Here is a 9995-nt window from a genome sequence, read left to right as displayed (position 1 = left end):
CACCGGAAGCGATCGCTATTGACGTGCACCCCCCAGTTAGCCCTCCCGGGTTACGGTCGTGGCGGGCCAGTGCTGGCTGTCGCGTCGGGAGTCAACCCCGCGGGCGCTGGACGTCGATCGCGCGCAACGCTGCGTCTCTTGCGCGCGCTTCCCGGTCGGCCTCGACGTTCCCGGTTCTCGAAGTTACTTCGGAAAAGGGCTGGCGTCCCCAACGGGACTCGAACCCGTGTTGCCGCCGTGAAAGGGCGGAGTCCTAGGCCGCTAGACGATGGGGACGTTTCTGGCTAGTTTAATTTGTTCGTCAAATCCCTCGCGGATTCTTTGGTAGGCCGTGCAGGTCTCGAACCTGCGACATCCTGCTTAAAAGGCAGGCGCTCTACCTACTGAGCTAACGGCCCCGGGGAAATTCTAGGCCGTTTCGCGGGACTCGTCAACGAAACGACCGCTTAACCCTTCTGCGTGCCGGACTTTCGACGCGCTTCGTCTCGCGCGCCCCTCCGAGCCATCGGTCGAGGACGGGGCCGCGGCCGGTATCGGCGATGGTCGAGTCGCGCTCTGGGCCCGTCGAGACCATCTCCACCGGGGCAGTGCAGAGCTCTTCGAGCGTCTCCAGATAGCGCCGGGCGTTCGCGGGCAAATCCTTGATGCGCGAGATCCCGGCAGTGGAGCTCTTCCAGCCGGGAAGCGTCCGATACACGGGCTTGCACTTCTCGAGCGTCGTAAGCTCGCCGGGGAAATCGTCGATGCGCCGATCGTCGACTTCATAATGGGTGCAGACCTGAATCTCCGGCAAGTCGTCGAGCACGTCGAGCTTCGTGATGGCGAGCCCATCGAGCCCGTTGATCCGCTTCGCGTAGCGCACCACCACGCTATCGAACCAGCCGCAACGCCTCGGTCGCCCCGTGGACGCACCGTACTCGGCGCCCTTCTCGCGAATGGCCTCACCGAGCTCTCCCGTCATCTCGGTGGGCAGCGGACCTCGGCCCACTCGGGTGATGTAGGCCTTGGTGATGCCGAGGATATTGTCGATGGCTTTTGGACTCACGCCGCTTCCGGTACAGGCACCGCCCGCGGTGGGATTCGAAGAAGTCACGTAGGGATAGGTCCCATGATCGATGTCGAGTAGCGTCGCCTGCGCTCCCTCGAACAGCACGTTCTTCCCTGCCTCGATCGCACGATGCACCAGCAACGAGGTATCCGCGATATGAGGCATGGCCACCTGGCTGAAACGCGCGAGAACTTCGTCGATGTCGGTTCGCATCTTCTCCGCATCGCTCGGAAACCCCAGCCTCGCTGTTTTGTCCCGTACGAGATAGTCCAGCTTGCTGCTCAGGAAATCCGGATGACGGAGGTCCCCCACTCGCAGTCCCCGCCGTCCGATCTTGTCCTCGTAGGCCGGCCCGATGCCGCGGCAGGTGGTGCCAATCCGACGGTCACCGAGTTTTTCTTCCTCATGGCTCTCGGCGAGCCTGTGATACACCAGAATGAGCTGGGCGCGATCGCTCACATAGAGATTGTTTCCGACGTCGATCCCTCGCTCGCGCAGCATCGCGACCTCGGAGACGAAGGCCTCGGGATCGACCACACATCCGTTTCCGATGATGCAGGTGACGCCGGGGTGCAGAATTCCCGAGGGGATGATGTGAAGGATGAACTGTTCATCCCCTACGACGACCGTGTGGCCGGCATTATGGCCACCTCCGTAGCGAACGACCACGTCCATCCGCTCCGAAAGCAGATCGACATACTTTCCTTTGCCTTCGTCACCCCACTGGGTGCCGACGACTACGAGACTCGGCATGTTCTCGAAGCTTACTCCAATTTGAAAAGCCGCAAACACGTGAGTCTACCACAAGCTTCCGGTGACGTATGATGCCGCGATGGCTCGGTACCTTCCGCGCACCGCCGTGATCGAGGCGATCGAGCGAGAGCTCTCGAACGCCTCCTTCCTCGTTCTCGCCGGAGCCCGGGGCTCGGGAAAAACGACGCTCCTGAAGAGCCTTCTCACTCGATGGAAGCCAGGCGATCCCGTTGCCCTTCTGAAGCTCGAGCCGCTGGCGTCGACGCCCGAGCTCCTCGAGTCCGAGTCTCGCCGCCTTGCGCCCCTGCTGTTTCGCGGCCGCAGGCACAGGGAAACGAACGCATTCGATGCCCTCCTCGATGGATTGCGCCGCCGGCCGAAGGACTCCCTTCTCCTCCTCGACGACATCACCGAGATCCGGACGTTCTCTTACTTTCGCGACGTCGATAATCCGCTTCAGGAACTCATCGCCGCTCTCCAGAGCCGGGGCCAAACGGTCGCGACGAGCCGTCATCCCTTCTGGATCAAGCGAGAGCTCCCGGGCCTTCCCCTCGTCGAGATACCACCGGTGGGAGCGGCCGAGCTATTCGAGGCCGGTTATCCCGAAGCCGAGGCATTGCAGGCGGCGACGGGCGGTATGGCGTTGCACGTGCATCGTCTCGGCGAGACCCTGGAAGCCCATGGGCTCGGAATCGAGGAGGCCCTTTCGCGTGAGCTCGAAGAGGGAGGCCGGATCGAAGCGGAATGCCGCGCGACTCTGGCCGAGCTTCTCCACCGAGCCCGAGGCTACAACGCGTGCAAGGCGATCCTCCGGATCCTTGCGGACGAAGAGGAGCTGAAATTGACCGAGATCGCCCGTCGCATGGCGCGCACCCCTGGCTCGACACGGGATTATCTCCGGTGGCTCGAAGAGGTGGATTTGATCGAAGCCCGCGAGAAGCGCTTCTCCTATGTCGACAAGCTACTGCGTCTATGGATACGGATCTATGGACGGGGTGTCATCGCGACGCGGAACGACGTACGCACCGAAGTCGCCCGGCATCTCGGCGCGCTCGCGCCGGTCTCGGTCGAGCGCCCGGTTTCGACCGGCTACCGGCTTCCGCCGTCACCGAGCGAAGATCTGGTCGAGATCGACTAGGGTTTCGGCTGCTTGGCGCCTCCGCGGAAACGCGGCTCGGCTGTGGAAAACCTGTGGAAATCTTGTTCCCCGTGGGATGCGGCCCTTTAATGAGAAACGAAAAACGCCAGGTAGGACTTTGCGTCTTCTCCCTCTACGCGCCTTTTCGTTGATCCCGAGGTCGCCAGTCTCAATTCGCAAGCAGCTCCTGGACGTCTTTCAAGAGCCGCTCGGGCGTTCTCGCCGGGTTGAAGCCGATGTGACGCTTGCGCAGAATCCCCTCTCGATCGACGAGATAGGTCGTGGGCATGGCGACGATGGCGAAGGCGTCGTCGACGTCGGTCGTGCTCACGAGATTGCGATAAGTTGCCCCCACTTCTCCGAGGTACCGGTTCACTTCGTCGAGCGCGGGCATGCGGTCGTTTACGTGAAGACCCATGACGACGAGCCCGTCCTTTTGATGATCGTGCTGCAGCTTCTCGAAAAAGGGCATCGACTCACGGCAGGGATCGCACCATACCGCCCAGAAATCCAGCACGACGACTTTGCCGGTGAGCTCGCTCAAACGAACCTTTTCGCCTTTCGTCGTCACGAGCTCGAAATCCGGGGCCTTCTTACCCAGGACGTCTTCGCGAGGCGTCGCGTCGATGAGCCCAGCCCAGCAGAGGCCGAGCACGAGAAAACCCGCGGAAACGACAGGGCCGAGCCCACCGTTCCATTCCCTCATGGTGTCGTCTCCGAAACTTCGGCAACCGTCGCATCGCCCGAGCTGTCCTGCTCGGCGAGGAAGCGTTCGGCGTCGATGGACGCCATGCATCCCATACCCGCCGCGGTGACGGCCTGCCGGTAGATCTTGTCGGTGACGTCTCCGCAGGCGAAGACGCCTTCGACGGACGTTCGCGTGCCTCCCCGGGTCAGGATGTAGCCCTGCTCGTCACACTCGAGCTGCTCCTTGAACAAGTCGGTGTTCGGCTTGTGCCCGATGGCGACGAAGAACGCGCCCACGGAAAGCTCCTGAATCTTCCCGCTCCGTTTGTTCTTCACCTCGAGCCCCGTGACTTCGCTCTCGCCGAGCACCTCGACGACTTCGCTATCCCACAAGAACTGGATCTTCTCGTTCTTGAAAGCCCGCTCCTGCATGATCTTGGATGCCCGCAGGGTGTCGCGACGGTGGATGACCGTGACCTTGGTAGCGAAACGCGTCAAGAAGAGAGCTTCCTCCATGGCGGTGTCGCCTCCCCCAACGACGGCCATTTCCTTGCCGCGATAGAGGGCACCATCGCACGTGGCGCAAGCCGACACGCCGCGATTCTGAAGCTTCTTTTCCGACTCGAGCCCGAGCCATTTGGCGGCCGCACCCGTCGCGACGATGACGGCGTCTGCGGCATACGCGCCCTTTTCCGCATCGATTCGGAAGGGACGAACGGAAAAGTCGACCGCCGTGGCGTTCTCGAATCGCACCTCGGCGCCGAATCGCTCCGCCTGCTTGCGAAACAGCTCCATCATCTCGGGGCCGGTAACGCCTTCGGGGAACCCGGGGTAGTTCTCGACATCGGTCGTCAGCATGAGCTGGCCGCCGGGAATGCCGAGATCGGGCTTCGCCCCCGAGCCGGCGAGAACGAGCGGATCGAGCTGGGCCCGAGCGGCATAGATCGCCGCCGTGTACCCCGCGGGACCGCTTCCAATAATGAGGACCGACTTTCGCACCAACGGACGGTAGCAAATGAACGGGAGGCCGGTCAAGACGACGGGCCGTGCTATCCTCGATTAGTTTGGAGAGACGACAGGAAAGACAGCAAGCCGGGTCGTCACGCAGTTGGCGTCCCTCGCGGTCCCGCGGACAGTGTTTCCTCCGGGACGAGCACACCATCGAGCGGATCATCGATGCGATCGCGCCCGAGTCGGGAGAGACCCTCATCGAGATTGGCGGCGGACACGGCGAGCTCACCCACGCCCTCGCACGGCGTGGCGCTCGCGTGGTCACCATCGAGTCCGACTCTCGCCTCACGCCCTCTCTCGGGGGTGAGGGAATCGAGGTCATCGAACAGGACGCGTTGACTGTGGACCTCGAGAAACTGCTCGACGAGCGTGACCTCGGCGTCGTCCGGCTCTGCGGCAACCTTCCCTATTCGATGGCGGCACCCATCCTTCTTAAGGTCCTCTCGGTGGGTCATCGCTTCCAGGAGTTGACGCTCATGTTCCAGGACGAGGTCGCCGCGCGGTTGGTCGCCCGGCCCTCGACCAAGGCTTACGGCTTTCTGAGCGTCGTCGCCCAGCAGGCGGCACGAGTCCGCGTGCTATTTCGCATTCCTCGGGAGGCTTTTCGACCGCGGCCCCGGGTGGTCTCCGCCCTCGTCCGGCTGGAGCTTCGACACGAGGGCGCACCCGAGATCGGCGACGAGCGCACGTTCCGCACTCTCGTCCACTCGCTCTTCGCTCACCGGCGCAAGACGCTCGCCAACAATGTGCGCCAGCTGCATGGGAGCTCTCTTTCGCGGCAACTCATCCTCGCCGCCATGGACCGTCTCGGAATCGATCCCCGACGGCGGGCGGAAACGTTGAGCGTCGAGGACTTTGCGGCAATCAGCCGAATAATTATCTCCTCGCCGGCGTAGACCTTTTCTGGTAATATTGAAGCAGTTTCTCAACCTTATAACGCTAAACCCCTGTCAATAATGGTCAAATCTGCTCAGACAGGCGCGATCGAAATTGTCCCTCTCGGTGGGCTCGGCGAGTTCGGCCTGAACATGATGGCTTACCGCCTGGGGAACACCATGGTCGTCGTGGACGCGGGACTTCTCTTTCCGACTCACGATACACCGGGCGTCGACGTGATCGTGCCCGACACGAGCTACCTCGATGCGCACCGGTCCCTATTCAAAGGCGTGGTGCTGACCCACGGGCACGAGGACCACATCGGGGCCCTCGCCTACCTGCTGCGCAATCACCGCGTCCCCGTCTACGGGACGAGGCTCACCCTCGGAATCGTGAGAAGACGGCTCGAAGAGCACGGGCTCCTGGCGGAGACGGATTTGAGGGACGTGGTCGCGGGCGAGAGCATCCGAATCGGTGATTTCGACATCGAGTTCATCCAGGTAGCACACTCGCTCGCCGACAGCGTGGCGCTCGCCATCGCCACCCCGATGGGATTCATCGTGCACACCGGGGATTTCAAGATCGACGAGGGGATCCCCGTGGGCCCACCCACCAATTTGAAGCGCTTTGCCGAGCTGGGGCGCCGCGGGGTCTTGTGTCTCCTGTCCGACAGCACGAACAGCGAGGTCACGGGTCGAACGGGATCGGAGAGCTCGGTCCAAGGACCTCTCGATGACATCGTCGAGGGCGCACCGGGGCGCGTTCTCGTCTGTTGCTTCGCGTCGAGCACGCACCGCCTTCAGGTAACGATCGACCTGGCGGCCAAGCACGATCGCAAGGTGGTCCTCACCGGACGGAGCATGATCGAGAACGTGATGACCGCCGTCGAGCTGGGCTATCTCCGAGTTCCTCACCGGATGCTCTGGCTCGCCGAGGACGCCGACAAGCTGCCGGCGCGCGAGCAGCTCATCATTGCCTCGGGAAGCCAGGGCGAGCCGGGCTCGGCCTTGTCCTCCATCGCCCAGGGCACACATCGGCACATCACCCTCGAGCGGGGGGATCGGGTGATCCTGAGCGCCCGTGTCATTCCCGGAAACGAGCGGGCGGTCAACCGAGTCATCAACCAGCTCTTCCGCGTGGGGGTGGACGTCTACTATCCCCCGGGCTCGCCGGTTCACGTATCGGGCCACGGCAGCGGAGAAGACCTCCGGATGCTTCTCGACGTCGTGAAACCCGAGCACTTCGTTCCGATCCACGGCGAGTGGCGCCAGCTCTACCATCACGCCCGCATCGCGCGTGAGAGTGGTGTCAACGAACAACGGGTCTTCATCGTCGAGGACGGAGACGTGCTTCGATTCGAGGGAAAGGGGGGCTACGTATCCGACAAGGTCGATACCGGTCTCGCCCTCGTCGACGGAAGCGGTCTCGGTCTCGTCGACGATTGTGTCGTGCGGGATCGGCGTCGCCTCGCGGGCACTGGTGTCGTGGTTCCTTTCGTGCTTCTTTCGGAGAACGAGCCCATCGTCTCCGACATCCTGAGCCGGGGGTTCATCGACAGCGATGAAGGCGAATCGCTTCTCACCGAAGCGCAAGACTTCATGCTCCGTGCCCTCAACGAGCGCTCGCCCGCGGATGCGGACTCGGAGCGGGCGATCGAGGAGCTCGTCGAATCCACGCTCCGCCGTTTCTTTCGCCGCAAGTCCATACGCCGCCCCGTGATCCTTCCCGTGGTGGTCACGACGGAGGGGTCGTGAGTATCCTCGTCGCGGCTTTTCTCGGAGTCGTGCAGGGCCTGACCGAATTTCTGCCCATCTCGAGCTCGGGGCACCTCGTGATCGCCCAGCACTTCGTTCCCGGCTTCGATCAGCCCGGCGTCCTCTTCGAGATAGTCCTTCATCTCGGCACGCTCCTGGCCGTGGTCTTCTACTTGCGCGCCGAAGTCTCCATGCTGCTTTCGGGTCTGAGGCCGGGGAGCGAGGGACGTACGGGGCGGCGGTTGATTCTGCTGCTCGCCGTCGGGACGCTCCCCGCCGTCATCGTCGCGCTCACCCTCCGCGATTTCGTGGAGCAGAGCTTCGAGAGCCTATCGGTCGTTGGTGTTTGTCTGTGTGCCACCGGGCTCCTGCTCCTGTACTCGGCGCGGTTTCACAAGGAGCAAAAAGAGCTCACCGAGCTCGGGCTCCTCGATGCTCTCGTGGTCGGAGCGTTCCAGAGCATCGCCCTCCTTCCGGGGGTGTCCCGGTCGGGAACGACCATCGTTGCCGGGCTCGGGCGCGGCATCGCGCATGGTTCGGCGGCGCGTTTCTCGTTTCTGCTGTCTCTTCCGGCGATCTTCGGGGCCGCGGTGCTCAACATCCCCGAAGCCACCCGCGTTCCCGAGGCCGCGGTCGGCGGCTATCTGGTTGGATTTCTGACGGCTTTCGCCATAGGCTATTTGGCCATCGGAATCGTAATCAAGTTTCTGGCGAGTCGCAGGTTTCACATGTTCGGCTACTACTGTCTTGCCGTGGGAGGTGCGGTCCTTGTCTCGGTCGCGCTCGGTCTCGCATAGAAGCGACGTCGCGGGGTTCCTCCCGCCGGAGCGGCTGTCGGAGGTGGCGGGGATCGCCATGATGGCGGCGTGTCTGATGCTGCTCATGAGTCTCCTCACCCACTCCCCCGACGATCCGGCGTGGTACTTCAAGGAGACCAGCTCGCGTTCGACGGACAACCTGATCGGCCCGGTCGGCGCCTTTCTGTCCGAGGCCTTCCTGCAGATCTTTGGTCTGACGTCCTATATCTTGTTGGCGGTCGTCTTCTTTTCCGGATGGCGGCGATTCTGGTCGGCCCCGGTGGAGCTGCGCCCCGGCCACGTGGTCGCTCTGGCCGCGGTCGTCGTGAGCCTCTGTGCCCTTTTCGCGCTCGCGCTCGGAGAGATTCCGATTTCGGGCGAGCTCGCCCCCGCCGGCGGGGCCATGGGGCAGCTCCTTGCCTCGTACCTCGTTTCCGCGCTCAATCCGATGGGCGCGTTCATCCTGCTCGTCACTTTTCTCTTTTCCTCGCTGGTCGTGGCCACGCACTGGTCGCTCTCGAGCGCGTTCAAAGCCTTCAAGACCTGGCAGAAGAAGAAGGCTTCGGACCTGCTCACCGCGTTTCATCGACATCGGGAAAGCAAGCGAAAGGAAAAGCTCCGCGAGCGGGTCGTCAAGAAGCACGCCAAGCAGGCGAAGGAAAAGGCCGAGCGGGAGCACAAGAAAAAGGCAGCTGCCGAGGTGGTCGAGAAGAAAGCCGCGGCGGTAACGCCCACCAAGCAAGAGCTCCTCCCGTTCACGCCCAAGAAAGGGCGCTGGAACATGCCTCCTTTGACCATCCTCGAGGCGCGGCGGGAGGAGATCGAGACCAACGAGAAGGATCTCATGGAGCGGGCGAAGCTCCTCCAGCAACGGTGCCGGGAGTTCGCCGTCGAAGGGCAGGTACAGCAGATTCATCCCGGTCCCGTCGTCACCACATTCGAGTTCAAGCCCGACGCCGGTATCAAGTACAGCCGCATCACCTCGCTCGCCGACGACCTGTGTCTGGCCCTGCAGGCGGAGTCGGTACGCATCGATCGGATCTCGGGAAAGTCCACCGTGGGAGTCGAGATCCCCAACCGCCAGCGCGAGATGATCGGCATCCGGGAGATGCTCGAGTCCGACGTGTTCCAGTCGAGCCCCTCCCGGGTCAGCCTGGCCCTGGGCAAGACCATCGACGGCGCTCCCTACGTCAGCGATCTCGCCAAGATGCCGCATCTCCTCATCGCCGGCGCCACCGGAAGCGGAAAGTCCGTGCTGCTCAACAGCCTCATCTGCTCGATCCTGTTCAAGTCGAGCCCCGATGAGGTGAGAATGATCGTCATCGATCCCAAACGGATCGAGCTCGGCGTCTACCAGGATGTCCCCCACCTGCTGACGCCGGTGGTCACCGACCCCAAGAAAGCCAGCGAGGTCTTGAAATGGGTGGTGCTCGAGATGGAGAACCGGATGAAGATGCTCGCGAGCGAGGGGGTTCGGAACATCGATCAGTACAACAACATCCTCCGCGGGGCGCTCGAAGCCGGAGAAAAGCGAGAAGACGAGCAAGGTGAGCCCCTCAAGCCGATTCCCTACGTCATGGTCGTAATCGACGAGCTCGCCGATTTGATGATGATCGCTTCCTCCGACGTCGAGGAGGCAATCACCCGGCTGGCGCAGATGGCCCGGGCGGTTGGAATCCATCTCGTGCTCGCGACCCAGCGGCCCTCGGTCGACATCATCACCGGAGTCATCAAGGCGAACTTCCCCACACGCATCGCTTTCCGGGTCGCGTCGCGGGTCGACTCGCGCACGATCCTCGATTCGAACGGCGCCGAGCAGCTCCTCGGCCGCGGCGACATGCTGTTGCTGCCGCCCGGCTCGGCTCGACTCATCCGGCTCCACGGCCCGTTCGTCTCCGAAGCCGAGGTCGGCCGTCTCGTCGCCTTCTGGC

8 protein-coding genes and 2 tRNA genes are annotated in these 9995 nt (G+C 63.1%); 5 read left to right on the top strand and 5 right to left on the bottom strand.

All coding sequences use genetic code 11. The annotated features are described in order from the left end of the window. Positions 1–200: 200 nt before the first annotated feature. The 3 genes from VEK15_13625 to VEK15_13615 all read right to left on the bottom strand — a co-directional run bounded on the left by VEK15_13625 (position 201) and on the right by VEK15_13615 (position 1801). Positions 201–276 (bottom strand) — tRNA-Glu (locus VEK15_13625). A 46-nt stretch (positions 277–322) separates the two neighbouring features. Then, positions 323–398 (bottom strand) — tRNA-Lys (locus VEK15_13620). A gap of 32 nt (positions 399–430) precedes the next feature. Next, complete coding sequence (locus VEK15_13615; protein HXV61731.1) at positions 431–1801, bottom strand: adenylosuccinate synthase; 1371 nt, start codon at positions 1799–1801, stop codon at positions 431–433. Positions 1802–1880: 79 nt separating this feature from the next. On the opposite strand from VEK15_13615, the gene VEK15_13610 reads away from it, so the two are divergent. Next, entirely contained in the window at positions 1881–2939 is a 1059-nt protein-coding gene (locus tag VEK15_13610; GenBank protein ID HXV61730.1) for an ATP-binding protein, read from the top strand. A gap of 169 nt (positions 2940–3108) precedes the next feature. Here the strand turns inward: VEK15_13610 and VEK15_13605 are convergent, their stop codons facing one another. Beyond that, positions 3109–3645, bottom strand: coding sequence for a TlpA disulfide reductase family protein (locus VEK15_13605; protein ID HXV61729.1), 537 nt, complete (start codon positions 3643–3645; stop codon positions 3109–3111). Then, positions 3642–4625, bottom strand: coding sequence for a thioredoxin-disulfide reductase (trxB, locus tag VEK15_13600; GenBank protein HXV61728.1), 984 nt, complete (start codon positions 4623–4625; stop codon positions 3642–3644). The genes VEK15_13605 and trxB overlap by 4 nt, the downstream gene beginning before the upstream one ends. A gap of 47 nt (positions 4626–4672) precedes the next feature. Here trxB and rsmA point away from each other — a divergent pair, with 47 nt between their 5' ends. The 4 genes from rsmA to VEK15_13580 form a co-directional block, all read left to right on the top strand. Next, positions 4673–5533: a 16S rRNA (adenine(1518)-N(6)/adenine(1519)-N(6))-dimethyltransferase RsmA gene (gene rsmA, locus VEK15_13595; GenBank protein HXV61727.1), complete on the top strand. Its 861-nt coding sequence runs from the start codon at positions 4673–4675 to the stop codon at positions 5531–5533. A 60-nt stretch (positions 5534–5593) separates the two neighbouring features. Continuing rightward, a complete protein-coding gene (locus tag VEK15_13590; protein ID HXV61726.1) occupies positions 5594–7267 on the top strand; it encodes a ribonuclease J in 1674 nt (557 codons plus the stop codon). Then, entirely contained in the window at positions 7264–8064 is an 801-nt protein-coding gene (locus VEK15_13585) for an undecaprenyl-diphosphate phosphatase (protein ID HXV61725.1), read from the top strand. Before VEK15_13590 ends, VEK15_13585 begins: the two co-directional genes overlap by 4 nt. Then, a partial coding sequence (locus VEK15_13580; GenBank protein HXV61724.1) for a DNA translocase FtsK occupies positions 8036–9995 on the top strand: 1960 nt, incomplete at its 3' end. The genes VEK15_13585 and VEK15_13580, both read left to right, overlap by 29 nt.

It is taken from the genome of Vicinamibacteria bacterium, assembly GCA_035620555.1.
Lineage (GTDB): Bacteria > Acidobacteriota > Vicinamibacteria > Marinacidobacterales > SMYC01 > DASPGQ01.
The sequence above is the reverse complement of the archived record's forward strand: the minus strand, read 5'-3'. Positions and strand labels throughout refer to the sequence as shown.